Source organism: Saccharothrix lopnurensis (genome assembly GCF_042658445.1).
GTDB classification, from domain to species: Bacteria; Actinomycetota; Actinomycetes; order Mycobacteriales; family Pseudonocardiaceae; genus Actinosynnema; species Actinosynnema lopnurensis.
Genome location: NZ_JBHSQO010000004.1, coordinates 44,793 through 69,269, shown reverse-complemented (window position 1 = coordinate 69,269; position 24,477 = coordinate 44,793). Strand labels below are relative to the sequence as shown.

The following is a 24,477-nucleotide window of genomic DNA, read 5'->3' as shown; positions in this document are numbered from 1 at the left end:
ACCTCCCGACCAAGCCCCGGAGCAGACCGCCCAGGCGCCGCAGCGGCGCCGGGCGGGCGGCCCGGCCGACCGACCCGCAGCGATCCCGTCCGCGACGAGGGGCACGACACCCATGACCACGACCGTCTCCCCCGACCACGCCTGGCTGCGCGAGGCCGTCGAGCTGGCCACCCGCAGCGTCACGACGGGCGGCGGGCCGTTCGGCGCCGTGGTCGTCCGCGATGGCGCCGTCATCGCCACCGGGACCAACCAGGTGACGGCCTCGCTCGACCCGACCGCCCACGCCGAGGTGGTGGCGATCCGCGCCGCCTGCCGGGAGATCGGCGACTTCCGGCTCACCGGCTGCGTGCTGGTGTCCTCGTGCGAGCCGTGCCCGCTGTGCCTCTCGGCCGCCCTGTGGGCGCGGGTGGACCGGGTCGTCTACGCCGCGGACCGGCACGACGCCGCCGCGGCCGGGTTCGACGACCGCGAGTTCCACGAGCTGTTCGCCAGGCCGCGCGAGTCCTGGCCCCTGCCGGTGCGGCAGGTCTCCACGGGTGTGGACGACGCACCGTTCAGGGCGTGGCTGTCCCGCGCGGACCGGGTCGACTACTGAGCTCGGGCGCACCTCGGCGAGGCCGCGTCGCGGGAAAGGGCTGCGTCGCGGGAAAGGACCGCGGTGTGGAAAAGGGCTGCGGTGCGGGAAAGGGACGGGGTGGCCGGTGGTGGGGGGAGCGGTGTTCATGGGGCCAGGTTGCGCCGGGTTTTCCGGTGGCACAACGGCTTCCGCCGGGGCTGTGGACAAGTCGGCGGGGGTGTCCGGGGAAGGGCCCGAAATGTCCCCCGGTCGAGTGACGGGCCTGTGGACAACCGAACGAACCGGGAGCGGCTAAGCGCCCAGCAGACCCCGCTCGTAGGCCACGGCGACGGCGGCGGCGCGGTCCTTGACCCCCAGCTTGGCGTAGACGTGCACCAGGTGCGTCTTCACCGTCGCCTCGCTGATGAACAGCCTCACCGCCGCCTCCCGGTTGGTGCAGCCGCGCGCGATCAGCCCCAGCACCTCGACCTCGCGGTCGCTCAGCGGCTCCGCCGCGGGCTGCCGCACCTGCCCCACCAGCCGGGTCGCCACCGACGGCGACAGCACCGCCTCGCCCCGCGCCGCCGAGCGCACCGCCCGGAACAGCTCGTCGCGCGGCGTGTCCTTGAGCAGGTATCCCGTCGCCCCCGCCTTGATCGCGGGCAGCACGTCGCTGTCGGTGTCGTAGGTGGTGAGCACCAGCACGCGCGTCGGGAAGTCCCGCAGCCGCTCGATCGCGGTCACGCCGTCCACACCGGGCATCCGCAGATCCATCAGCACCACGTCCGGCGCCACCGCGCGCACCACCGCCACCGCCTCCGCGCCGTCCGCCGCCTCCCCCACCACCTCGACGTCACCGGCGGTGGCGAGCATCCCGCGCAACCCGTCCCGCACCACCGGGTGGTCGTCCACCACCACCACGCGGATCACCGGGCCACCCCCGCCGGGATCGCCGGCACCGACGCCGACACCGCCGTGCCGCCGCCCGGCTCCGACTCCACCACCAGCGCTCCCGCCAGCCTGGACACCCGTTGCCGCATGCCGACCAGGCCGAAGCCGTCCGTCGCGCGCGCGGGGTCGAACCCGGCGCCGTCGTCGCGCACGTCCAGCGTCACCACGTCCTCCATGTACGACAGGGTCAGCCCGACCCGCGACGCGCCCGCGTGCTTGGCGACGTTGGACAGCGCCTCCTGCGCGGCGCGCAGCAGCGTCACCTCCACCTCCGGGTGCAGCGGCCGCGCCGCCCCCGTCGTGGCGACCGTCGCCGCCACCCCGGTCTGGTCGATCCACCCGGTCACGACCTCGGACAACGCGTCGGGCAGGTTCGCGTCCACCAGCGCCGGCGGTCGCAGGGCGTGCACGGAGCGGCGCGCCTCGGCCAGGTTCTCCCTGGCCAGCCGCAACGCCGTCTCGACGTGCCGGGGCGGGCCCTCGTCGACCTGGAGCTGGGTGATGATGCCGGCGAACCCCTGGGCGAGGGTGTCGTGGATCTCCCGCGCCAGCCGCTGCCGCTCGTCCAGCACGCCCGCCTCGTGGGCCTGGATGAGCAACTGCGCGTGCAGTCCCGCGTTCTCCTCCATCATCGTGGCCATCTCGGCCATGAGCTCCTTGCGGCGCTGGGACTGCGCGTCGGTGAAGTGCGCGAGCAGGGTGAACGTGCCGGCGATCGTGACGATGATGAACACGATCGCCAGGTAGACACCGATCGACACCGGGTCCGGCGCGGGCAGGCCGCCGTTCAGCGAGGTGGCGGCCAGCACGCCGGTGGACACCACGCCAACGAACTTCCAGCGGCCCCGCAGCACGTCGAACGCGTAGATGTAGCCGGCGAACGAGAAGAAGCCGAAGATCGAGTGCCGCAGGCCCAGCACGGCGTAGGCCACCAGGATCCCGACGTAGAACACGGCCATGAGACCGCGCCGGTCGCGCCACCCGGGGTGCAGCGTGTGCCACCACAGCATCCACAGGGCCGTGGCGGCGGCGATGCCGACGTTGACCGCCTTCGTCCCCTGCGCGTCCGGGATGACCAGCACGTACACCAGCGTCGGCAGTGTGAGCACGAGGTACGGGATGGCGTGGTCCGCGGCGTGCAGGCGGCGTTCCCACACCTCGAGCTTGTCGATCACGGCTACTCCCAGCGGAAGGACTTCGCCGCGACGGTACCCGCCACCACCGTGACCAGGGCCAGGACGCCCAGGTGCACCGGGTCCGGCGCGGCGCCGAGCCACGACTCCTGCAACGCGCCCACGCCGGGCGGCAGGTGCTCGCCGATGCGGACCAGCAGGTCGGGCATCAGGAACCGCGGCAGGTAGGCGCCGCCGAAGAACATGACCAGCATGAACACCACGGTCGCCCAGCCGCCCGCGGCCCGGGCCGTCGGCGCCCACGCGGCCACCAGCAGGCCCAGCGCGGACAGCGAGAGCATGCCGAGCAGGAACGTCAGCAGGAAGCCGAGCGCGTGGTGCGGCAGGTCGATGTCGAACACGACCCGGCACACGGCCATCAGCAGCACCACCGACGCCGTGCCGGCGATCAGGTTCACCACCAGCTGCGCGACCAGCAGGCGGGCCGGGCTGACGGGCGTGGTGGAGAAGCGGCGCAGCACGCCCTTCTCGCGGTAGGTGGCGACGGTGGCGGGCAGCTTGTTCAGGCCCAGGAACGCCAGCGCGATCACCACCAGCGTGGACACGTAGGCGTCGATGAACCGCTGGTCCCCGAAATTGGGGTCCGGGGTGCGCAGGGCCGGGATCGCGCCCAGGACCAGCAGCAGGACGGTGGGGAAGAAGATCGCGAACGCGACCGTGACCGGCTCGCGCAGGAACAGCTTCCACTCGATGGCGATGATCTTCAGCATGTCCGGGATCACTCCGTGAGCGCGTGGCCGGTGAGGCGGATGAAGGCGTCGTCCAGGTCCGCCTGCTCGACGCGCAGGTCGGCGGCGACGACGTGGTTGCGGGCGAGGATCGCGGTGACGGCGTGCGGCAGGTTGCCCCCGCCGGTGACGACGACCCGCGAGCCGTGCTGCTCGACGCGGGACACCTCGGGCAGTTCCCGCAGCAGTTCGAGGTCGAGCGGGCCGGTGGGCCGGAACCGGACCGTCTGCTCGTCGTTCACGCGGGACACCAGCCCGGCCGGGCTGTCCACGGCGACGAGCCGGCCCCCGTCGATCAGGGCCAGCCGGTCGCAGAGGCGCTCGGCCTCCTCCATGAAGTGCGTGACCAGCACGACCGTGACGCCGGAGTCGCGGACCTGCTCCACCAGGCTCCACGTGTCGCGGCGGGCCTGCGGGTCCAGGCCGGTGGTCAGCTCGTCGAGCACGGCCACCCGCGGCTTGCCGATCAGCGCCAGCGCGATGGAGACGCGCTGCTTCTGGCCGCCGGAGAGCCGGCGGTACTCGGTGCGGGCGCGGTCGCCCAGGCCGAGGCGGTCCAGCAGCTCCCGCCAGTCGGCCGGGTCGCGGTAGAAGGACGAGTACAGGTCGAGCGCCTCGCCCACCCGGATGCGGTCGGGCAGTTCGCTCTGCTGGAGCTGCACGCCCAGCCTGGTCCGCAACTCGGCCCGGTCGCGCCGGGGGTCGAGCCCGTCCACCCGGATGGTGCCGCCGTCCGGCGAGCGCAACCCCTCGACGCACTCGACGGTCGTGGTCTTCCCGGCTCCGTTGGGGCCGAGGATCCCGAAGATCTCCCCCTCGTCGACGGTGAACGACACGCCGTCCACCGCGACTTTCCGGTCGTACCTCTTGACGAGGTCGACCACCTCGATGATCGCCATGCACCCAGGCTGGTCGACGGGGCCGCCCGGCGGATCCCACGGCGGGCCGGACTCCGGGTCAACCGATCGGTTGATGTCCCCTAGACCACCCCGAACGGGGGTCTCGGGGGGACCCGGATGTTGAACTCGGGGGTCCTGAACGTACGACACGGTGGGTCTGAACGTACGACTCGCGATTTTCGGGTGAAGGTTTGGGCGTGGGGTGAGGTGGTTGACATGAGGGCTTCACCCGGATCGGCGGCGGGGGACGGGGGCCGACCGGCAGAATCGGACGCGTGACTCCCCCCTCGCTCCTGTTGGCCCACGGCGCCGGCGGCGCCGTCCGGGCGAACTTCAGCCCGCTCATCCCCCAGCTGTCCCGCAAGCGCAAGGTGCACGCGGTGGACTTCCCCGGTTCGGGCGCCACGCCCCGCGCCGGCGGGCCGCTGGAGCTCGACGACCTGGCCGACCGGCTCGTGGCCGCCGCCGGCGCCGAGGAGCGGTTCGCGGTCGTCGGCTTCTCCCTGGGGTGCGCGGTCGCGGTGCGCGCGGCGCTGCGGTACCCCGAACGCGTGACGGCCCTGGTGCTCACCGCCGGGTTCGTGCGCGCCGACGACGAGACGCGGGCCCGGTTGCAGGAGTGGTCCAGGCTGTTGGCGGCGGGCAACCGCACCGCGGTGGCCCGCTACCTGATGTCGACCGTGCTGGGCGAGCCGTTCCACCGGCGGATGACCGCCGAGCAGGAGGCCGGGTTCCTGGACCTGATCGCCGCGACGATCCCGCCGGGCAGCCCCGAGCAGGTCGACCTGGTGCTGAGCACCGACCTGACCGACGAACTGCCGCGCGTGCACGTGCCGACCCTCGTCGTCGGCACCAAGCACGACCGGCTGATCTCGCCGAGCGCCACCCGCGCGCTGGCCGACCTGGTCCCGGGCGCGCGGTGGGCGGAGCTGGACAGCGGTCACGCGCCCGCGCTGGAGGCGCCCCGCGAGTGGGCCCGGCTGATCGAGGAGTTCCTGGGCTGACCCCGGCCGGGGCCGGTTTGCGGGTCGTCCGGCCGGGCTAACCCCGGCCCATGACCAACACGCTGGTCCTCGACGTGGACGGCACGCTGGTGGACACCAACTACCACCACGCCGTGGCCTGGTTCCGCGCGTTCCGCCGCTTCGACCTCACCGTGCCGACCTGGCGGCTGCACCGCGCCATCGGCATGGGCGGCGACAAGCTGGTCGCGGCCGTGGCGGGCGAGCACGTCGAGCGCGACCGCGGTGACGAGCTGCGCGAGGCGTGGGTGGCGGAGTTCGAGCCGATGCTGGCCGAGGTCCGGCCGCTGGAGGGCGCGCACCGGCTGGTGTCGGCGGCGCGGGAGCAGGACCTCGCGGTGGTGCTGGCCAGCTCCGGCAAGCGCCGGCACGTGGACCACTACCTCGGGCTGATCGACGCGGCGGACGTGCCGTCCACGTCCTCGGACGACGTGGCGGAGAGCAAGCCCGCGCCCGACCTCGTCGAGGTCGCGCTGCGGCAGGTGGACCGCGACGGTGGGCGGGCCGTGGTGATCGGAGACTCGGTGTGGGACTGCGACGCCGCGCACCGCGCCGGCCTGCCCGTGGTCTGCCTCCGCACGGGTGGTTTCGGCGAGGCCGAGTTGCGGGAGCACGGGGCGTCGGCAGTCTACGAGGAACTCGACCAGTTGCGGGCGGACCTCACCGACCTGCCGATGGCCTAGGAGGACGATCGTGCGGATCGGCTACACCCTGATGACCGAGCAGGCCGGTCCACGCGAGCTGGTCGAGCACGCCGCCCTGGCCGAGGGCGCGGGCTTCGACTTCGAGGTCATGAGCGACCACTACTCGCCGTGGCTGGACGAGCAGGGGCACGCGCCGTACGCGTGGAGCGTGCTGGGCGCGGTCAGCCAGGCCACCGAACGGGTGGAGCTGATGACCTACGTGACCTGCCCGACCGTGCGCTACCACCCGGCCGTGGTGGCGCAGAAGGCCGCGACCGTGCAGCTGCTGTCGGGCAACCGGTTCACGCTGGGCCTGGGCGCGGGCGAGAACCTCAACGAGCACGTGGTGGGCCGCGGCTGGCCGCCCGTGAACGTGCGGCACGAGCTGCTGCGCGAGGCCGTGGAGATCATCTCGCTGCTGTTCGACGGCGGGTACGTGAACTACTCCGGCGAGCACTTCCGGGTGGACTCGGCGAAGCTGTGGGACCTGCCCGAGCAGCGGGTGCCGATCGCGGTGGCGGTGTCGGGGAACCAGTCGGTGCGCACGTTCGCGCCGCTGGCCGACGCGATGGTGTCGACCGAGGCGGAACCGGCGCTGTGCCGGGAGTGGGACGTCTTCCAGGGCGGGGGCGGCTCGTCGCGCAAGATCGGCCAGCTGCCGGTGTGCTGGGACACCGACCGGGACCGGGCCGTCGAGCGGGCGCACGAGCAGTTCCGCTGGTTCGCGGGCGGGTGGAAGGTCAACTCCGAGCTGCCCGGCACTGCCGGGTTCGCGGGCGCGACGCGGTTCGTGCGGCCGGAGGACGTGGCCGAGCAGATCCCGTGCGGGCCGGAGGTGGGGCCGATCGTGGAGGCGGCGGCGAAGTTCCGCGACGCCGGGTTCACCGACCTGGCCCTGGTCCAGATCGGCGGCGACCACCAGCGGGAGTTCCTGGACTTCGCCAAGGGCGAGTTGCTGCCGGCCCTGCGCTGACCGCTGACCGCGGAGCGCCGAACTCCTGCGCCGACCGTCCCGTTCAGCCGTTGCCCGGCCCGCGTTCCTTTGACTTCGACTGCGGGTTGGCGGGCGTCTTGGCCTGGTTGGGCAGGTGCGGGATCGCGGGACCGGCGGTCGTCGGCGCCACCGCGCGGTGGTCGACCGCGCTCCCGGTCCCGGTGGCGGCGGGAGCACCGGTCGTGGTGACGTCGGCGGTGGTCGTGGTCGGCGGCGCCTGGACGGGCGCCTCCCGCACCACGGTCACCGGGGACCGGTCGTCCTCCGGGCGCGGGTCGTCGGTGGTGGCGGGGACCCGCACGACGGGCTGGACGGCGGTGGTCGTCCCGGCGGGCTGCTCCGGCTGCCCGGTCCGGTTCTCCCCGGGTGGCGCGTCCCCGAGGTTCAGCACCACCAGCAGCGTCAGCGCCGCCGCGGCCGCCACCGCACCGCCGAGCAGCACGCCGTTGCCCCGCCGGCGCGCCGGGGCGGCCGGGCTCGGCGTCGCCACCGCCACCCGGGCCAGGGGCGGCAGGCCCGCGCAGAGGCGTTCGGCGGTGGTGAGCAGGCGCGCGCACTCGGCCGCGGTGGGCCGGTGGTCGGGGTCGGTGGCGGTCATGGCGGTCAGCGCGGCGGTGAACGCCCGGGGCAGGTTGACGGGGACGCGGGGTTCGCGGTGCAGGCGGGCGAGCGCGGCCTCGGTGTCTCCGCCGGGGTACTCGGGCCTGCCGGTCAGGCACTCCAGCAGCACCAGGCCCAGGGCGTAGACGTCGGTGGCGGGTCCCACGTCGGCGCCGCGCACCTGCTCCGGGGCGAGGTAGCCGGCGGTGCCGACCAGGACGCCCGTGCGGGTGACCCGGGTGACCTGCGCCTGGAGCGCCAGACCGAAGTCGGCCAGGTAGGCGCGCCTGCCGCCGGTGTCGAGCAGGATGTTCGAGGGCTTCACGTCGCGGTGCACCACGCCGTTGGCGTGCACGTGGGCCAGCACCTCGGCGACCTGCGCGCCCAGGTGGGCCACCACCGCGGGCGCCAGCGCCTCGCGCATCCGTCGGCGCAGCGTGCCGCCCTCGATCGGCTGCATCACGAAGTACGGCCGGCCCCGGTGCACACCGGTGTCGTAGACCTCGATCAGACCGGGGCAGCGCAGGGCGCCCAGCACCTCCGCCTCGCGGACGAGCCGGATGCGGTCCTCGGAGGTCGCCTCGCCCTGGAAGAACTTGATCGCGACCCCGCGGTCGAGCCGTCGGTCGGACGCCCGGTACACCTCGGCCATGCCACCCGAGCCGTAGAGGTCGGCCAGTTCGTACCGTTCGTCGACGACCTCTCCGGTCAGGTCACCGTCCCACATCCGGGTCGTCCCTCCGTGCGTCGACGAGGTTTTTCGGACGCCGGAAACTACCCGGTCGCGTGGTGCGGTCAGGCCGCCTCATCTCCTCCGTCGGGGACGCCTACCCACTACGGCGAACCGTAAACCACCCGATCTTCTGAATTTTTGCGGACTTCCGGTCGTAACCGATCACGGAGGGGTGCGAAAGGACCAGGCCCCGGGACCACCCGGTCGAGAGGTCCCGGGGCGACGGGTCACGGCGTGGGCGTCGAACAGGTCGGCGTGGTGGACGACCCGGTCGGGCCCTGGCTCGTGGGCGGGCCGCCGGAGGCGTGCCGGGTGCCGCTGCACGAGTGGGTGTCCACCCTGGCGTCGGAGGAGTCGCCGAAGGCGAACACGAGGTACTCCGTCCCCACCGCCAGCGTGGTGCCGCAGGTGGAGCTGTGGACGGAGGTCAGGACGTCGACCATGGGCGGCACGTCGCCCTTGTACTCCACGTCCACCTCGACCCGGTAGCGGTACCGGTCGTCGCCGACCGTGGACGGGTCGTTCGCCTCGGTCTCGGAGGCGACCACCGTTCCGCTGAACACGTGGTTCGCCCGCTGGTACCGCTGGGGCTCGGTGTCGCCGGGCACACAGCTGCACGCACTCGCCGGGCTGGTCAGCACCGCGGCGATCAACGTGGCGGTGGCCGTGAGGACACCGGCCGTGTGCGCGAACAAGCGCAAGCGCGCCAAAGCAACCCCCTCGTGGGTTGGGGATGGGCGTGGCGGTGCGGTTCGAGCCTAGTGCGCGGCGTGCAGGGCCAACCAGAGTTCCGCACGTGTTCCCGCGGGGTCCAGCGAGCGCCCGAGCAGCCGCTCGACGCGCCGCAAGCGGTTGCGCACGGTGTGCCGGTGCACCCCGAGCCGGGCGGCGGCCGGGTCGAACTGGCCGTGGCACGCCAGCCACACCCGCAGCGTCTCCCGCTGCACGTCGTCCAGCGGGGCGAGCAGGGCCGCGGCGTGCTCGGCCGCGTCGGGGGCCAGCAGCCCCGCGGCGGCCACGTCCTCGAACCTGGCCACGCCCTCCTCCAGCGCCCGCAGCGCCTCGCGGTAGCCGCGCGCGACGCTCGTCGCGCCCACCGGGCTCGACGCGGCGGCCGGCACGTCGAGGTCCCGGGCGAGCACCACCTGCCGCCCGTCGACCTCGGCCCAGAACCCAGGCGGGTCGGGCACCGGCGCCGCCGGCAGGAACACGCGGAACGGCGCCTCGGGCAGCCCGGCCACCGCCACCCCCGCCAGCAGCAGCCGGAACCGCTCGGCGCGCAACTCCCGGTGGACCCGGTCGACCTCGTCGGACCGGACCAGCGCCAGGGTGAGCAGCGAGGCGGCGGTGTTGACCACCCCCGACTCCAGCGGCCGCGGCGCCAGCACGGCCAGGAACCCGCGTCGCCCGAGCGCCTGCACCGCGGCGTGCCGCTCCCCCACCTGCCACGCGGCCCCGGCCGGTCCGCCGGACGACGCGAGCCGGCGGGCCTGCGCGGCGAAGTCGGCCAGGACGGGCTCGGGCGGGTCGCCGGCGACGTGGACGGGAGCGCCCGCCCCGTCCAGCAGGACCGCGGCCCCGTCGAGCAGCCGGGCGAGCCGCCGCACCACGCCCCCGGCTCCCCCGGCGACGGCGCCGCCCTCCAGCGCGCGGTGCGCCTCGGCGACCCGGGTGAGGGCCGCGTGGCCATCGGCGGCCACCGCCTTGGTGATCGCGATGAACGGCGTGGCCCTGGGCACCTCCAGCAGCGCCAGCCCGGCCTCCTCCGCCGCCGTGACCAGGTCGGGGGGCACCCGGTCGTGGCTCAGGCCGGTGCCGAAACCCAGGCCGACCACCCCCGCCGCGACGAGCCGCCGCACGTAGTCCCCGTGCGGGCCGAGCGCGAGGCCGGTGGTCAGCAGCAGCTCACCGCCCTCCAGGAACGGCGTCGGGTCGGCCAGCTCGGTGCTGTGCGCCCAGGCCACCACGCGGTCCAGCCCCGCGTCGACCACCACCGGCAGACCGACCCCGCGGGCCAGCGCCCCCACCGTCAACGGCATGGACACTGTGTACAGCGCGGTGGCCGGTCCGACCACTGCCGCCCCTGGTCCGGGTGGACGATCCTGGAACCGTGACCAGCCCGCGCGACGTGGACGGCACCCGGGTGACCGACCCGGCCGAGGGGCCGGACGTGGTGGAAGGAGCCGTGGAGTGAGCACGCCGTACTGGGTCGCGGGACAGCCCGCGACGAGCGAGGACCGGGTCGAGGTCCGCAGCCCGCACGACGGCGCGCTGGCGGGGGTGACGTCGCACGCGTCGGCCCTGGACGTGGAGCGGGCGGTCTCCGCCGCGCACGCCGCGGCCGGCGGGTTCGCCGTGCTGCCCGCGCACGCCCGCGCGGCGGCGCTGGACCACGTGTCGCGCCGGTTGGCCGAGCGGGCCGACGAGGTGGCCGCGCTGATCACCGCGGAGTCGGGCAAGCCGGTGCGGTGGGCGCGGGTGGAGGTGTCGCGGGCGGTGTCGGTGTTCCGGTGGGCGGCGGAGGAGGCGCGGCGGTTCTCCGGCGAGCTCCAGCGGCTGGACACCGACCCGGCCGCGACGGGCCGGTTGGCGCTGGTGCGGCGGGTGCCGCGCGGGCCGGTGCTGGGCATCGCGCCGTTCAACTTCCCGCTGAACCTGGTGGCGCACAAGGTCGCCCCGGCGCTGGCGGTGGGCGCGCCGATCGTGGTCAAGCCCGCGCCCGCGACGCCGCTGGTGGCGCTGCTGCTCGGCGAGCTGCTGGCCGGGACCGACCTGCCGGCCGGGTCGTGGTCGGTGCTGCCGGTGCCCAACGAGGTGGCGGGCGCGCTGGCCGAGGACCCGAGGCTGCCGGTGGTGTCGTTCACCGGTTCGGGTCCGGTGGGGTACTCGATCCAGGAGCGGGTGCCGCGCAAGCACGTGGTGCTGGAGCTGGGCGGCAACGCGGCGGCGGTGGTGTGCCCGGACTGGACCGACCTGGACTTCGCCGCCTCGCGCATCGCCACGTTCGCCATGTACCAGGGCGGGCAGTCCTGCATCTCGGTGCAGCGCGTGTACGCGCACCGGGAGGTCTACCCGGAGTTGGAGCGGGCGGTGGTGGCGCACGTGCGCGGGCTCGGGGTGGGGAATCCGGCCGACCCGGCCACCGACGTCGGTCCGCTGATCGACGAGGCCGCCGCGCGCCGGGTGCAGGAGTGGGTGGACGAGGCGGTCGCCGCGGGCGCCCGGGTGCTGACCGGCGGCCGGCGGGCCGGGGCGGTGGTCGAGCCGACCGTGCTGGCCGACGTGCCGCCGGGGTGCCGGGTGGTCGACGAGGAGGTCTTCGGGCCGGTGGTGGTGCTGGCGGCGGTGGACTCGACCGAGGAGGCGTTCGACCGGGTCAACGCCTCGCGCTTCGGGTTGCAGGCGGGGGTGTTCACGCACGACGTGCGCCTGGCGTTCCGGGCCTCGGTCCGGTTGGCGGTGGGCGGGGTGGTCGTGGGCGACGTGCCCAGCTTCCGGGCCGACCAGATGCCCTACGGCGGGGTCAAGGAGTCGGGCAGCGGTCGGGAGGGCGTGCGCGCGGCCATGGAGGACCTGACCGAGCAGCGGGTCCTGGTGCTCACCGGCCTGGAGCTCTGAGACCCCCGGAACTCTGAGACCCCCGGAACCCCGGGGCCTTCGGAACTCTGGGGCCCCCGGCGCACGGCCGGCGGTCACGGGTCGTCCGAAGCACGCGTCCCGCCCGAATTCGGTCAGCCGAAGCCACGTCCCGCGAGGGCGCTCCCGGAGCGGGGGCGCCCCCGCGACGGGCCCCGGCCCCGCGCCTCGACGTTGACCGCAAGAATTCGGTCACGCACCGTGGCATTTGAATTTTTGTCCTCGCCCGATCGGATGTTCTTATGCACAACACCCGATCATCTCATTGCCCAGGGCAGTCGAATTTGCCATACTTCCTGGCCGCGGTGACGTCGCCCACCCGAACGAGGGCGCTCCATACGAGTGATCCCGCTGGAACCTTCCCTTTGCCGTGGGGCATTTCTTTGCGAGCCTGACTGGTTGAGCCCGGTAAAAAGGTGAGAAAACCTCACCTCACTGTCGGTTGTCACCCGTTCGGAACCAGGAATGCCCCACGAAGATGACGTAGTGAGCCGACCATTGCCCCCAGGCGGAGCATAAGCGCGTCGCGCGGGCGTTGGACCACCGGGATGAAGGCAGCGCGGAACAGGAGCGACCGTGGTCCGAGCGGACGACATGGGACAGCGAGGGCTGCTCAGGTCCCTCGTCGACGTGCTGTGCCGCGTACCGGCGCTCTTCGACCGCGAGGGCCGCAACCTGGTGATCCGGATGATGAGCTCGGAACTGGACGAGCCGCTGTTCGTCGAGGAGCACCCGATGCCCGTCGGCCACCTGTTCAACCTGGCCGAGGCGTGCCACCGGACCCCGGAGCGCCTTTCCGCGCTGGTGCGCAGCGTGAGCCTGGTGGAACAGGATTCCAAGCCGATGGCAGAATTGCGCCGGATCGTCGGCGAGCTGACCCCGGCGGATCTGTTCACCACCAACGACAGGGCAAGGCTTTTCACATTGCTGGCCGGCGTGGCTGTTCCCGACATCGCCGACGTCTACCGCGCCGTCGCCGGTCCCTTCGCCCCGAACCTCTACGGGCCGACGACCCCGTCGGAGGTCTTCCGCATCCTGGAGACGTTCAACGCGGGCCCGGACGGGTTGCCTCCTCCCCTGGTGTTCCTGGAGCGCCTGGCCAGCGGGGTGCGCCCGGAGCTGTCCATCGAGCTCCAGCGCTGGACCTACGCCCAGGCCCGCACCATGGATCTGGTCGACGAGCTGGCCCGGGCGCGCGAGCGGCTGCGCTCGGAGGCCGCCGTCCCGCTCACCCCACCGCCCGGCTCGCCCGCCTACCTGGTGCTGCGGATCAGCTCGGAGGGCCCCACGGGCGACCGGTACCGCCTGGCGTCCTGGCGGCAGCTGGGCAACCCCCACCAGTGGGCGCCGCTGCCGGGCCGCGACTTCGCCGGACCGCTGGCGGAGGTCAAGCGGGAGGTCGCGGCGACGATCGAGCAGGTCGAGGACGCCTGGGGGCAGTACCTGCCGGCCATCCGGATCGAGTTCGTGCTGGACTACGAGAACCTGTCGCTCGACGTCGAGCAGTGGCCCTGGGAGAACGCCGACCACCTGGTGCGGCCGATGGGCTGCCGGTACCCGGTGGTGGTGCGCAGCCTGGAGCGGATGGTCACCCGCCGCTACCACCGCGAGTGGCGCGAGCGGTGGGGGGAGCTGGCCCGGCAGCTGGAGCGGAACAGCCGGGTCGCGCACGCCTCGACCTGCCGGGCCCCGGCCGGGGTGGACGACGAGCTGCGCGAGCTGCTGTCGCTGTTCGACCGGGAACGGGGCCTGGTGTCGCTGGTGCTGTCCGCGCCGCCCGACCCGGACGCGGCGGGCCGGGACCCGGTGGCGGCCGGGGTGCGCGCCGGCGTCCCGCTGGTCCTGTGGCACCGCGAGGACTGCGGCTCCGCGGAGTTCGGCGCGCTGGTCGAGTCGCTGCTGCACGAAGAGGACGAGCGGCACCTGCTGGAGCGCGTTCGCCTCGTCCGGACCACGGCGTTCGCGGAAGGCCCCGCGCGACGCCACGTCGGCGCGGCGTTGACGGTCCTCTACGACGACCCGACCCGGCTCGTCCTCCCCAGCCAACCGGGGCCACCCGAGGGGGCGGTCGCATGAACGGTGGGGGCTCGCACGGTGGTCCCGTCTACCACGGCACCGGCGAGGTGGCCCGGGGTCCGGTGGGCGACCTGCCCCCGCCCCCGCCGTGGCGGACGTTCACCGGTCGGGGTGACGCGACCAGACCCGACGACGACGGCGGCGAGGGCGACCGCCGCGTGGGCGGGGTGCGCTCGGTCCGCCGCACCCCTCACCCGGACGAGGTGGCGATGGTCAACGCCGCCCTCCGGCTGCGTCGCCCGCTGCTGGTCACCGGCGCGCCGGGCACCGGCAAGTCGTCGCTGGCCTACCTCGTCGCGCGCGAGTTGGGGCTGGGCCCGGTGCTGCGCTGGCCCGTCACCAGCCGCACCACCCTCCGGGACGGCCTGTACCTCTACGACGCCATCGGCCGGGTGCAGGCCGCGGGCGCGGGCGACCCCGACGCCGGCATCGGCGACTACATCCACCTGGGCGCCCTCGGCACCGCCCTGCTGCCCTACGGGCTGCCCCGCGTGCTGCTGATCGACGAGCTGGACAAGGGTGACATCGACCTGCCGAACGACCTGCTCAACGTCTTCGAGGAGGGCGAGTACGACATCCCCGAGCTGGTCCGCCACGCCAAGCACCAGGCCGACGTGCGGGTGCTCACCGCCGACCGCGGCCACACCGCCACCGTCTCGCACGGGTCGGTGCGCTGCCGGGAGTTCCCGGTGGTGATCATCACCAGCAACGGCGAGCGCGAGTTCCCGCCCGCCTTCCTCCGCCGCTGCCTGCGGCTGCACGTGCGCCAGCCCGGCCGCGAACAGCTCGGGGAGATGGTGGCCGTGCACTTCGGCGACGCGCGCGGCGTGGACATCGCCCGGCTGATCGCCGACTTCCTGGCCCACCGCGACGAGGTGGGCACGGTGTCGGCCGACCAGCTGCTCAACGCCGTCCACCTGGCCACCTCCGGCGCCTACGAGCCCGACGAGGACTGGGCCGAGTTGCTCAAGGCCATCTGGCACCCGCTCACGGAGGCCGGATGACGGGACCAGGCGAACCCACCGTCCGCGAGGTGCTGCTCCAGCACCTCGACGCGACCGGGCACCGGGTGGAGCGGCTGCGCACCGCGGACCTGACGCTGCGCGAGGTCCGGGACTCGCTGTGGCTCGCGCACGCCGCGCACGCGCCGGGCGCGGCGACCGACCCGCCGCCGCCCGCTCCCCCGGCGCCGGCGGCCGACCGACCGGAACCGGAACCCCGACCGGAGCCGGCACCCGAACCGGAGCCGGAGCCCGAACGGCCCGAGGCGGAGCAGCCGGCGCGGCGACCGGAGCCGGCGCCCACCCAGGGGTGGACGCCGACCCCGACCACCCTGGACCGCACCGACCCGGCGCCGCAGGTGAACGGGGAGGTCAGCGCGGTCTCGGCGTGGCCGACCGTGCCCGCCCTGCCCGAACGCCGCCGGATCGGCCGCGCCCTGCGGCCGCTGGGGCGCCGGCAGCCCTCGCCCCGCGTGCGGCTGCTCGACGAGGAGGCCACCGCCGTGCGGGCGGCCCGCGACGGCCTGTGGCTGCCCGAGTGGCGGGCCGCGCCGTGGCGGCGGTTCGACCTGGCCCTGGTGGTGGACACGACCGTGGCCGCCGAGATCTGGCAGCAGACCGTGCGCGAGTTCCGGCTGCTGCTGGAGCGCCTCGGCGCGTTCCGCGACGTGCGCACCTACGGGATGGACAGCTCCGGGTCCGACCCCGACCGGGTGACCCTGCGCTCGGAGGGCGGTGCGCGGCACCCCTGGCGGTACCTGGTCGAGCCCGCGGGCACCCGGATCGTGCTGGTCCTCACCGACACCATCGGCCCCGCCTGGCACGCGGGCGCGGTCGGCCACGTGCTGCACCACTGGGGCCGCTCGATGCCGGTGGCGGTGGTGCAGACGCTGGCGCAGCGCCTGTGGTCCTGGGGCGGCCTGCCCACCCGCCGGCTCAAGCTGTGCGCCCCGGCCCCCGGCTCGCCCAACGCCGTGCTGCGGATCGCGGACGCGCGCGTCGACGCCACCCCGGTGCCGGTGCTGGGCCTGTCCGCGGAGTGGATGGCCGGGTGGGCGCGCCTGCTCACCGCCCCGGGCCCGGAGTGGGTCGAGACGACCGCCGCCCTGGTCGGCCCGTGCACCGGCCCCGCGCCGGAGGTCGACGGGGAGGAACCGCTCGACGCCGCCGAGAGCGTGCTGAGGTTCCGCACCTACTCCTCGGCCGACGGTTTCCAGCTCGCGGGCCTGTTGGCGGCCACCCCGCTGAGCCCGCGGCTGATGGGGCTGGTGCAGCGCGTCCTGCTGCCCGGCTCCGACCTCTCGGCCCTGGCCGAGGTGATGCTCGGCGGGTTGATGACCCGACTGCCGGGCGTCGACGGCGACACCGCGGCCGTCGCCTACGAGTTCAACACCGGTGTCCGCGAGGAACTGCTGGCGACCTCACGCCGCTCGGACACCGCCCGCGTCGCCCGCGTGCTCGACGAGCACGCCGGCGCGGGGAACGAGGCGTTGCGCAACTTCCGCCTGGCGCTCGACGACCCCAAGACCACCCGGGAGCTCGACGCCTCCCCCGAGAACGTGCCTTACCTGCGCGTGCAGGAGGCGGTGTTCAAGGCGCTGTCGGGTCCCTACTCCCGGCGGTCGCGGCGCATCCGCCGCTCGCTGGAGCGGGCGGGGGTCCACGGCACGGGCGGAGGACCGCACGCCGCACCTGATCAGGAGAAACTTTTGACGATCACCCACACCCAGCCGGACGTGGAGGCTGGGTCGCCGCCGCCCGAAGGAGACGACGTGACCGCTCCCGGTACCCCGATGGCCACAGGCGAGCGGCACCCCGGCAGCGCGCAACCCCGGGTCTGGGGCCACGTGCCGCTGCGCAACCCGGACTTCGTCGGCCGCGGCGAGCTGCTCGGGCAGTTGCAGCAGCGGTTGCGCGAGTCGGGTCCCACGGCCGTGCTGCCGGAGGCGCTGCACGGCATGGGCGGTGTCGGCAAGTCCCAGACGGTGGTGGAGTACATCTACCGCCACGCCGCCGAGTACGAGGTGGTGTGGTGGATCTCGGCGGAACGGCAGGAGCAGATCAAGCAGAGCTTCGTCGAGCTGGCCAAGCGGCTGGGCGTGGCCGCCGCGAGCACCGCCGACACCGCCGTGCCCTCCGTGCTGGAGGCGCTGCGCCGGGGCGAGCCGTACTCCCGGTGGCTGCTGGTGTTCGACAACGCCGACCGGCCCCAGGACGTCCGGCGCTACTTCCCGGCGGGCACCGGCCACATCGTGGTCACCTCCCGCAACTCCGAGTGGGGCGGTTACGCCCGCCCGGTCGAGGTCGACCTGTTCACCCGCGAGGAGAGCGTCGAACTGCTGCACCTGCGCGGGGGCGACCTCGACGACGCCGAGGCCGACGCGCTGGCCGAGGCCCTCGGCGACCTGCCGCTGGCCGTGGAGCAGGCCGCCGCCTGGCGGGCCCAGACCGGCATGCAGGTCTCCGAGTACCTGGAGCTGCTGGAGCAGAACCGCACCGAGCTGCTGGAGGCGGGCACCTCCAGCGAGGACCAGCTCCCGGTGGCCGCGGCCTGGAACGTGCCCCTCAACCGGCTCAAGAACGACCACCACGCCGCGCTCCAACTGCTCCAGGTCTGCGCGTTCTTCGGCCCGGACCCGATCTCCCAGCAGCTGTTCCGCGGTGTGCGCGAGGCCCCGGTGCCCGAGGCGCTGGCCGCCGCGCTGAGCGACCCGATCCGGCTCAGCCGCGCGGTCCGCGAGATCAGCCGCTACAGCCTGGCCAAGATCGACCACCGGGCCAACGCCCTCCAACTGCACCGATTGGTCCAGACCGTGCTGAAGAACCAGCTCGACAAGGCCGAGCAGGACCGGATGCGCCACGCGGTGCACGTGCTGCTGGTCAACGGCGACCCCGGCGACCCGGACAGCACCGACAACTGGCCCCGCTACGCCGAACTGCTCCCCCACGCCCTGGTGTCCAACGCGGCGAAGTGCACGGACCGGTGGGTGCGCGGGCTGGTGCTGAACCTGGTCCGGTACCTGCTCAACGCGGGTGACTTCGGCGGCGCGCACGACCTGGCCAAGCAGACCTCGGAGGCGTGGCGCGAGGTGCTGGGCGAGCGGGAGTTCGACACGCTGGAGATGACCCGCCGGTACGGGATCTCGCTGCGCCGGCTGGGCCTGACGGCCGAGGCGCAGCAGCTCAACGAGAAGACCTACGAGAGGTTCCGCGAGGTCGTCGGCGACGAGCACGAGGCCATGCTCGACATGCTGGACACCATCGCCCTCGACCGCCGGGCCCAGGGCCAGTTCGCCGACGAGCTGAAGATGCGGCAGCAGGTCTACGACGGCGCGGTCAGGATCCTCGGCGAGGACGACCCCGCGACCATGCAGTACGCCAACAACCTCGCCAGCTCGTTCCGCCTCATGGGTGATTACCGGGGGGCCTTCCGGATCGACCAGGCGACCCTGGCGCGGCGGTCCAGGGTCCTCGGGCCGGACCACCGGTCCACCTTCGCCTCGTACAACAGCCTCTACATGGACCAGCGCGAGATGGGCCTCTACACCGAGGCCGCCCGGGAGCAGGAGGTGCAGCTGGCCCGGCAGCGGCAGGTGGTCGGCGAGGACCACCCGCAGGTCATCGGCGCCACGCGCAGCCTGTCGGTGGCGCTGCGCAAGGCGGGCGAGCACGCGCGGGCCAAGGAGCTGGCGGAGAAGTGCGTCGAGGACTACCGCCGCCGGCAGGGCGAGGAGCACGTGGACACCATCACGGCGCGGATGAACCTGTCCACCGACCTGCGCCACCTCGACGACCTCGACGGCTCGCTCCGGCTGGCGCGGGAGAGCTTCGAGGCGTTCGAGCGCAAGTCGGGTCCCGACCACCCGTACACCCTCGTCGCGGCGATCAACCTGGGCGTGACCCTGCGCCTGCGCGGTGACGTGGCGCAGGCGCTCGACCTCGACCGCCGCACGCACGCCAAGCTGATCGCGGTGTTCGACGCGGACCACCCGTACAGCCTCATCGCGGCGACCAACCTGGCCAGCGACCTGGCCGCCACCGGGGAGCACGAGGCGGCGCTGGAGCTGGACCGGGCCGGGTTCGAGCGGTCGACCAGGGTGCTCGGCGAGGACCACCCGACGACGCTGGCCGTCGCGCTGAACCTGTCGCTGGACCTGCGCGCGCTCGGCGAGGAGAGCGAGGCGGCGGTGCTGCACGCCCGGACGGTGGAGGCGTTCCGCCGGGTGCTGGGCGAGGACCACCCGGCGACGACCGGGGCCACCCAGTACGTCCGGGCGAACTGCGACACCGACACCATGCAGTTCTGAGCCGGTCAGCCGACGGGCACGGTCAGCCGACGGGCACGGTCAGCCGACGGGCACGGTCAGCCGACGGGCACGGTCAGCCGACGGCCCGGTCGAACCAGGCCGCCAGCTCCACCGGTGACGGCGCCGCGCCGGTGCGCGCGGCCACGCCGCGGCAGGCGGCCCGGACCACCTCGGGCGACCGCCGCAGCGAGGGGGAGCCCAGCGCGAGCGCCAGGCCCGCCCACGCGGCGACGTCGTGGTGCGCCGCGCGCACCCTGGCGGTGTACCCGTCGACGGCCGTCCGGAGTTCGCCCCGCAGGTGGGCGAACTCCGGGCCGGCGCGGTGCGCGACCCGGCCGAACCCGTCGGGGTCGAGCGCCCGGAGCCGGAGCAGGGCGGCCAGCAGCGAGCGGCCCGAGCCCTTCCCCGGCACGACGCGCCCGGGGCGCCGCCCGGCCGGGGCCCCGCGGCGGTCGAGCCACGCGGTGACGGCGTCCTCGACCCCCTCCGGGTCCGGTCGGACGTGCCGGAGCCGCCAGGTGACCGCGTGCTCGGCGGTGAGACCCTCGACCGCCGCGGCGACCTCCGGTGTGCCGGAGGTCGGGTCGCACGCGGCCAGCCGGACGGACACCGCGGCGGCGAACTCCCGGCCCAGGTCGGTGAGGGCGGTCGACCCGCGCAGGCCGGCCAGGGCGAGTTCGACCTGCCGGGCGCGGTGGCCGAGGGTGAACCCGGCGTGGCGGGCGGGCACGACGGGCGGTGCGCCGCGGTGCGCGTGCCAGAACTCGACGACGCTGACGAACGCGTAGACGCCGTGCAGCAGCCCTTCCAGGGGCCGGGGGTCGTCACGCCACGGCGCGTAGTGCACGGGCGCGTCGTCGCCGGTGTGCAGCTCCACCAGTTCGAGCAGCGCGTTCACCTTGGAGTGCTGCAACTCGTGCACCAGCGCCTCGCCGAACTCCACCGCGGAACGCTTGGGCGACAGGGCGATCGCGCCGAACGCGGCCGCCGAGGACGCCGCGAACACGTCGCGCCGGGCGTCCAGCGGCACCAGCGCGGCCAACCCCGCCGACAGCTCCTCGGCCGGACCGGGGTGGCGCTCGGTCAGCAGGTCCCACGCCTCCCCGAGCAGCTTGCGCCACTCGTCCCACTCGTCCGGCTCCAGCCGGTCCGGCGGCAGCGGGCCGGTGAACTCGCGGTAGGGGCTCAGGTCGTCCAGGACCACGTCGATGGTGCGGCCGCGCGAGGTGCTGCGCTGCCGCTTCGCGGGCTCCCACCTCGCGGTGGTCGTCCGCCCGGCCGCCTCCAGCACCGCGCCGGCGGAGGAGTTCCGGAAGGTGGCGTGCCCGACGGGGAAGCGGTGGGGCAGCCGGCAGGCGCCCACCGTCGGCAGGGTCACCGCGCCGTGCACGACCGGCACCTCCACCACGCACGCCAGGCCGCTCCTGACGGCCGCGGCGGCGGCCACCGCGTGGAACCAGCCGGCCTCGGACCACAGCGGCGTGGTGTCCGCCGGGGTGCCGGTCACCTGCCGCAGCGCCCGGCCGAGCCACACGCCGACGGAATGGTGCATCAGCACGTCCTCCACCGCGCGGGGCGCGATCCGCTCGGCCTCGGCCAACAAAGTCCACGCCCGGTTCAGGTCCGCGAACGGACCGAGCCGTTCGGGGATCTCGGAAGCGGCTTCCAGGAAAGCGCGCAGGCGCAACCGGCGAACGCTGTACTGCGTTGTCCGCAAAATTGCCATCCCGGCCGCGGACAGCGCTCCCGAACAGATCTCGTCGAACACGGAGCGCGGCAGCCGGTGCGTGCTCAACCGGGGGGAAGTCACGCGTCTGCCCGTTGACTACGCCTGTTCCTGGACGGAATCGCCGAAGTCGCCCGACCGGAAGCGGTCGAGCGTCCGGCGCACCGCCAGGTCCAACGCGGGGTCGCGCAGCGATCTCATCTCGAACAACGACGTCGCGGTGAGGTCCAGCAAGTCCGAGGACAGTTCCGCAGGTGTTTCCACAGCCATGTCGACCGCCTCCCGGTTCCGCCGTTTCCATCATGCCCGAAAGCACACATGTCCGGCAGCGCCCAGCCGGATATTCCGGTGGCCGCCAACAGGTCCACCCCGACGGCCCGCCGAACCGGGGTTCCCGAAGCGGTTCGGCGGGCGCACGCGCGCCGGTACGGTCGTCGATCGTGGAGACGACGCGGGTCTCGTCGAGGTCGGAGCTGGGCGGTGTCGGCCTGCCGCTCGGACGGCCGGTGCTGGTGCTCGTCGGCGGCGCCGACCGGATGGACGTGGCGGACGTGGCGGACCTGGAACGGGTGCTGCGCGAACTGGTGCCGCTGCTGGACGCCCGGGGCGCGGTCGTCCTGGACGGTGGCACGGACAGCGGCGTGATGCGGGCCGCCGGGCGCGCGCGGGCGGCGGCGGGCGGGCGGTTCCCGCTGGTCGGGGTGGTCGTCGCGGAGCTGGCCGGCGCGGTGGTGCCGGAGCCGAACCACACGCACCTGGTGCTGGTGCCGGGGCGGCGATGGGGCGACGAGGCGCCGTGGCTGGCGGACCTGGCCGACGTGGTCGCCGGGGCGGCGCCCTCGCTGACCGTGCTGGCCAACGGCGGCGCGGTGGCGTGGGAGGACGCCGAGCACAGCGTGCGCCGCGACCGGCCGCTGGCGGTGCTGCGCGGCACCGGGCGCACGGCCGACGAGATCGCGGCGGGCGGGGAGGGGCGGGCCGCCGAGCTGGCGGGGTCGGCGCTGACCACCGTCATCGAGCCCGGTGACCTGCGCGCGCACGTCGAGGGGGTTTTCGCCGCCGGGTGACCGGGGTGCGCTGCGGCGGCTCACCGGGATTGTCGGACCTGTACGGCGGTTTCCGCGCTCCGGTGCGGCTGGTCGTCGCCGTGGTCGCGAAGGCCGTGGTCGTGAAGATCGAGGTCCTGAAGGCCGTGGTCGTCGGATCTCCGCAGCACCAGCGGAGGTCCGCCTGGAGGTAGGTGTTGGTCTGCCGGTGAAACAGCTCCAGGGCGGCGCGGAAGTGCGTCACGGCGGCGCGGGCGTCCCCGGTGCCGAGGGCGACCAGTCCCAGGGTGAACACGGAGTTGGCCTCGCCGTCGAGGTCGTCGTGCTCGCGCTGCACCGGCAGCGCGGCCCGGCAGTGCGCGGCGGCCAGGTCGTGGCGGCCCACGCGGGCGGCGCTGTGGGCGGCGATGGTGCGCACCTTGGCGGTCCACACCGGGGTGTCCGACGCCGTCGCCGAGCGCAGGGCGTGGGTGGCGCAGCGCTTCCGCGTACCGCCGCTGGTGCCCCCAGGCCAGCGCGAAGGCGAAATGGACCTTCGACAGGTGGTCGGGCTCGTCGAGGCGCCGGGCCTGGTCCAGTGCGACGTGCAGGTGCCCCATGCCCTCGTCGGGCCGCCCGGCGGCGCACAGCGCCTCACCGAGGAAGCGGTGCGTGTTGCGGTGCGGCACCGGGTCTTACAGGTGCCGCACCACCGCCAGGGTGGTGCGGCACGCCGCGAGGTGGCTCTTGAAGTCCGCGGACATGTGGTGGAAGGGGTACAGGGCGAACATGAGCAGGTACGCGGTCAGGTGGTCGCCCTGCTGCCGCGAGGTTGGGCGCTCTGGCACGCAGCCCGGCTCGGTGGGTGCCGGGGGTCTCCTGGAGGCGTGCGGGTGCACCAGCCGTGGCGCGGCGGTGGCCGTGTGCGCGTAGTGGCCGATCACCCGACGCCGGGCGGCGTCGGCGTCGGCGTCGGCATCCGGCACGGGCAGCGCGGCGGCGTACTGGCGGACCAGGTCGTGCATCCGGTAGCGGCCGTGGGCGTCCTGGCCGACCAGTGACGCCTGCTCCAGCCCGGGCAGCACCGCCCTGGCTGCGGCGGGCGTGAGGCCCGTCAGGCCGGCCGCGGCGGGCAGGCCGATGTCGGGACTGGGTGCGGCGGCGAGCAGGGCGGAGCCGGCGGCCGTCCACGTGCACGGCCACCTCACCCGGCAAGCACAACCGCACGGTCACACCCCCACGACCAGCGATAGCGGGCCGGGCGGTACGACGCGGAGGGGTCGCGGGCAATCCACCCGAACAGCCCAGGCCCCCGGCCGCCGGATGACCGCGGAAAATATCCGCCGGCGGACGCTCCGGGTGATGACAGGACATCCGAAAACCACTCTGCCCAGCTAGAGGTTGTCACCGGGCGATCACACAGAGTATGGTCTAGACCGGCCGCCGCGTTTGGGTGAACGCCCTGCACCTCCACCCACGCGCACTCGGGTTGGCGTTCGCCACAAGCGTTTCCGCCCATCCGACCGAAGGAGTCCCCATGTCACTCCGCCGAAGGATCGCCGCAGTGGCGGCCGGCGTGCTCGCCGCACCGCTCGTGTCCGTCGCCCTGCCGTCGGCTCCCGCTTTCGCGCACGGCTACATCTCGTCCCCGCCCAGCCGCCAGGCCCAGTGCGCCGCCAAGACGGTGTCCTGCGGCGCCATCCAGTGGGAGCCGCAGAGCGTCGAGGGCCCGAAGGGCCTGCGCAGCTGCAACGGCGGCGTCGCCCACTTCGCCGAGTTGAACGACAACAACAAGGGCTGGCGGGTCAGCAACGTCGGTCGCACGGTCACGTTCAACTGGGTCTTCACCGCACGGCACCGCACGGCCAACTACGAGTACTACGTGGGCGGCCAGCGGGTGGCCAACATCAGCGGCAACAACCAGCAGCCGCCGGCCACCGTGTCGCACACCGTGACCCTGCCGTCGTCCGGCAGGCAGACGGTGCTCGCCATCTGGAACATCGGCGACACCGCGAACGCGTTCTACTCCTGCGTCGACGTGAACGCGGGCTGATCGCGAGGTGGGGCGCGCCACCCGGCGCGCCCCACCCCCTCGCGCGGGGTCGGACCGACCCTGTGACGACGCCCTGACCAGGCGTGTTGTGACGAACGAGATTTTCCGTTGCGAGGTGCGCCGACCCTCGCATAGGTTCGTGTCACACGAGGAAGGAGGTGGTCCCAAGTTGTATAGCTACAGGACTCGTCGTGAGGTGGCTGTCCGCTAGGACCGGCCTTTCCCAGGTGGTCTGGGCGAATCCCAGACAGCCACCCGGCCCCCGTGACCCCGAGCCCAGTCCAGCTCGGCCCG

The 24,477-nt window shown here is 74.0% G+C and carries 21 protein-coding genes; 10 read left to right on the top strand and 11 right to left on the bottom strand.

What is annotated here, in order from left to right:
• Positions 1–112: 112 nt before the first annotated feature.
• Positions 113–595 (top strand): nucleoside deaminase, encoded by a 483-nt coding sequence (locus ACFP3R_RS05575; protein ID WP_380633484.1) that lies wholly within the window; start codon positions 113–115, stop codon positions 593–595.
• Between the two features lie 273 nt (positions 596–868).
• Here the strand turns inward: ACFP3R_RS05575 and ACFP3R_RS05570 are convergent, their stop codons facing one another.
• From ACFP3R_RS05570 to ACFP3R_RS05555, 4 genes are read right to left on the bottom strand one after another with little or no spacing between them, the layout of a single operon-like run.
• A complete protein-coding gene (locus tag ACFP3R_RS05570) occupies positions 869–1,486 on the bottom strand; it encodes a response regulator (RefSeq protein WP_380633482.1) in 618 nt (205 codons plus the stop codon).
• Positions 1,483–2,682, bottom strand: a complete 1,200-nt coding sequence (locus ACFP3R_RS05565) for a sensor histidine kinase (protein WP_380633480.1) — start codon at positions 2,680–2,682, stop codon at positions 1,483–1,485. Before ACFP3R_RS05565 ends, ACFP3R_RS05570 begins: the two co-directional genes overlap by 4 nt.
• A gap of 2 nt (positions 2,683–2,684) precedes the next feature.
• Complete coding sequence (locus ACFP3R_RS05560; protein ID WP_380633478.1) at positions 2,685–3,410, bottom strand: ABC transporter permease; 726 nt, start codon at positions 3,408–3,410, stop codon at positions 2,685–2,687.
• An 8-nt stretch (positions 3,411–3,418) separates the two neighbouring features.
• Positions 3,419–4,327 carry an ABC transporter ATP-binding protein gene (locus ACFP3R_RS05555; RefSeq protein ID WP_380633477.1) on the bottom strand — a complete coding sequence of 303 codons (909 nt, stop codon included), beginning with the start codon at positions 4,325–4,327 and terminating at the stop codon, positions 3,419–3,421.
• A gap of 275 nt (positions 4,328–4,602) precedes the next feature.
• Here ACFP3R_RS05555 and ACFP3R_RS05550 point away from each other — a divergent pair, with 275 nt between their 5' ends.
• The 3 genes from ACFP3R_RS05550 to ACFP3R_RS05540 are packed head-to-tail and all read left to right on the top strand — an operon-like array spanning position 4,603 to position 7,005.
• Positions 4,603–5,331, top strand: coding sequence for an alpha/beta fold hydrolase (locus ACFP3R_RS05550; protein WP_380633476.1), 729 nt, complete (start codon positions 4,603–4,605; stop codon positions 5,329–5,331).
• 50 nt (positions 5,332–5,381) lie between these two features.
• On the top strand, positions 5,382–6,032 hold the full coding sequence (locus ACFP3R_RS05545; RefSeq protein ID WP_380633474.1) for an HAD family hydrolase: 651 nt from the start codon (positions 5,382–5,384) through the stop codon (positions 6,030–6,032).
• Positions 6,033–6,042: 10 nt separating this feature from the next.
• Positions 6,043–7,005: an LLM class F420-dependent oxidoreductase gene (locus ACFP3R_RS05540; protein ID WP_380633473.1), complete on the top strand. Its 963-nt coding sequence runs from the start codon at positions 6,043–6,045 to the stop codon at positions 7,003–7,005.
• 43 nt (positions 7,006–7,048) lie between these two features.
• On the opposite strand, the gene ACFP3R_RS05535 is transcribed toward ACFP3R_RS05540, so the two are convergent.
• From ACFP3R_RS05535 to ACFP3R_RS05525, 3 genes are all read right to left on the bottom strand, one after another.
• On the bottom strand, positions 7,049–8,353 hold the full coding sequence (locus tag ACFP3R_RS05535; protein WP_380633472.1) for a serine/threonine-protein kinase: 1,305 nt from the start codon (positions 8,351–8,353) through the stop codon (positions 7,049–7,051).
• A gap of 233 nt (positions 8,354–8,586) precedes the next feature.
• Positions 8,587–9,069 (bottom strand): hypothetical protein, encoded by a 483-nt coding sequence (locus ACFP3R_RS05530; protein WP_380633471.1) that lies wholly within the window; start codon positions 9,067–9,069, stop codon positions 8,587–8,589.
• Positions 9,070–9,117: 48 nt separating this feature from the next.
• Positions 9,118–10,398: a PucR family transcriptional regulator gene (locus tag ACFP3R_RS05525; protein WP_380633470.1), complete on the bottom strand. Its 1,281-nt coding sequence runs from the start codon at positions 10,396–10,398 to the stop codon at positions 9,118–9,120.
• Between the two features lie 151 nt (positions 10,399–10,549).
• On the opposite strand from ACFP3R_RS05525, the gene ACFP3R_RS05520 reads away from it, so the two are divergent.
• The 4 genes from ACFP3R_RS05520 (at position 10,550) to fxsT (ending at position 19,379) form a co-directional block, all read left to right on the top strand.
• On the top strand, positions 10,550–11,977 hold the full coding sequence (locus ACFP3R_RS05520) for an aldehyde dehydrogenase family protein (protein ID WP_380633468.1): 1,428 nt from the start codon (positions 10,550–10,552) through the stop codon (positions 11,975–11,977).
• A gap of 594 nt (positions 11,978–12,571) precedes the next feature.
• Complete coding sequence (locus ACFP3R_RS05515; protein ID WP_380633466.1) at positions 12,572–14,071, top strand: VMAP-C domain-containing protein; 1,500 nt, start codon at positions 12,572–12,574, stop codon at positions 14,069–14,071.
• Positions 14,068–15,075, top strand: coding sequence for an AAA family ATPase (locus ACFP3R_RS05510; protein WP_380633465.1), 1,008 nt, complete (start codon positions 14,068–14,070; stop codon positions 15,073–15,075). Before ACFP3R_RS05515 ends, ACFP3R_RS05510 begins: the two co-directional genes overlap by 4 nt.
• Positions 15,072–19,379, top strand: a complete 4,308-nt coding sequence (gene fxsT, locus ACFP3R_RS05505) for an FxSxx-COOH system tetratricopeptide repeat protein (RefSeq protein WP_380633464.1) — start codon at positions 15,072–15,074, stop codon at positions 19,377–19,379. The genes ACFP3R_RS05510 and fxsT overlap by 4 nt, the downstream gene beginning before the upstream one ends.
• A 73-nt stretch (positions 19,380–19,452) precedes the next feature.
• Here the strand turns inward: fxsT and ACFP3R_RS05500 are convergent, their stop codons facing one another.
• Entirely contained in the window at positions 19,453–21,066 is a 1,614-nt protein-coding gene (locus ACFP3R_RS05500; RefSeq protein WP_380633462.1) for an aKG-HExxH-type peptide beta-hydroxylase, read from the bottom strand.
• Positions 21,067–21,204: 138 nt separating this feature from the next.
• Positions 21,205–21,375 (bottom strand): hypothetical protein, encoded by a 171-nt coding sequence (locus ACFP3R_RS05495; RefSeq protein ID WP_380633461.1) that lies wholly within the window; start codon positions 21,373–21,375, stop codon positions 21,205–21,207.
• Positions 21,376–21,545: 170 nt separating this feature from the next.
• On the opposite strand from ACFP3R_RS05495, the gene ACFP3R_RS05490 reads away from it, so the two are divergent.
• A complete protein-coding gene (locus tag ACFP3R_RS05490; RefSeq protein ID WP_380633460.1) occupies positions 21,546–22,172 on the top strand; it encodes a hypothetical protein in 627 nt (208 codons plus the stop codon).
• On the opposite strand, the gene ACFP3R_RS05485 is transcribed toward ACFP3R_RS05490, so the two are convergent.
• Both ACFP3R_RS05485 and ACFP3R_RS05480 read right to left on the bottom strand, forming a co-directional pair.
• Positions 22,117–22,569, bottom strand: coding sequence for a tetratricopeptide repeat protein (locus tag ACFP3R_RS05485; protein WP_380633458.1), 453 nt, complete (start codon positions 22,567–22,569; stop codon positions 22,117–22,119). The two genes, ACFP3R_RS05490 and ACFP3R_RS05485, sit on opposite strands and share 56 nt — an antisense overlap.
• A gap of 256 nt (positions 22,570–22,825) precedes the next feature.
• Positions 22,826–23,338, bottom strand: a complete 513-nt coding sequence (locus ACFP3R_RS05480; RefSeq protein WP_380633456.1) for a hypothetical protein — start codon at positions 23,336–23,338, stop codon at positions 22,826–22,828.
• 329 nt (positions 23,339–23,667) lie between these two features.
• On the opposite strand from ACFP3R_RS05480, the gene ACFP3R_RS05475 reads away from it, so the two are divergent.
• The gene (locus ACFP3R_RS05475; RefSeq protein ID WP_380633454.1) at positions 23,668–24,183 is read left to right on the top strand and encodes a lytic polysaccharide monooxygenase auxiliary activity family 9 protein; all 516 of its coding nucleotides are present in this window, start codon (positions 23,668–23,670) and stop codon (positions 24,181–24,183) included.
• The last annotated feature ends 294 nt before the right edge of the window (positions 24,184–24,477 follow it).

What these genes read in the sequence shown, in the direction of transcription:
- ACFP3R_RS05575 (WP_380633484.1), top strand. Translation starts at nt 113, where the DNA reads ATGACCACGACCGTCTCCCCCGACCACGCCTGGCTGCGCGAGGCCGTC.
- ACFP3R_RS05560 (WP_380633478.1), bottom strand. Translation starts at nt 3,410, where the DNA reads ATGCTGAAGATCATCGCCATCGAGTGGAAGCTGTTCCTGCGCGAGCCG.
- ACFP3R_RS05555 (WP_380633477.1), bottom strand. Translation starts at nt 4,327, where the DNA reads ATGGCGATCATCGAGGTGGTCGACCTCGTCAAGAGGTACGACCGGAAA.
- ACFP3R_RS05545 (WP_380633474.1), top strand. Translation starts at nt 5,382, where the DNA reads ATGACCAACACGCTGGTCCTCGACGTGGACGGCACGCTGGTGGACACC.
- ACFP3R_RS05535 (WP_380633472.1), bottom strand. Translation starts at nt 8,353, where the DNA reads ATGTGGGACGGTGACCTGACCGGAGAGGTCGTCGACGAACGGTACGAA.
- ACFP3R_RS05525 (WP_380633470.1), bottom strand. Translation starts at nt 10,398, where the DNA reads ATGCCGTTGACGGTGGGGGCGCTGGCCCGCGGGGTCGGTCTGCCGGTG.
- ACFP3R_RS05510 (WP_380633465.1), top strand. Translation starts at nt 14,068, where the DNA reads ATGAACGGTGGGGGCTCGCACGGTGGTCCCGTCTACCACGGCACCGGC.
- fxsT (WP_380633464.1), top strand. Translation starts at nt 15,072, where the DNA reads ATGACGGGACCAGGCGAACCCACCGTCCGCGAGGTGCTGCTCCAGCAC.
- ACFP3R_RS05495 (WP_380633461.1), bottom strand. Translation starts at nt 21,375, where the DNA reads ATGGCTGTGGAAACACCTGCGGAACTGTCCTCGGACTTGCTGGACCTC.
- ACFP3R_RS05475 (WP_380633454.1), top strand. Translation starts at nt 23,668, where the DNA reads ATGTCACTCCGCCGAAGGATCGCCGCAGTGGCGGCCGGCGTGCTCGCC.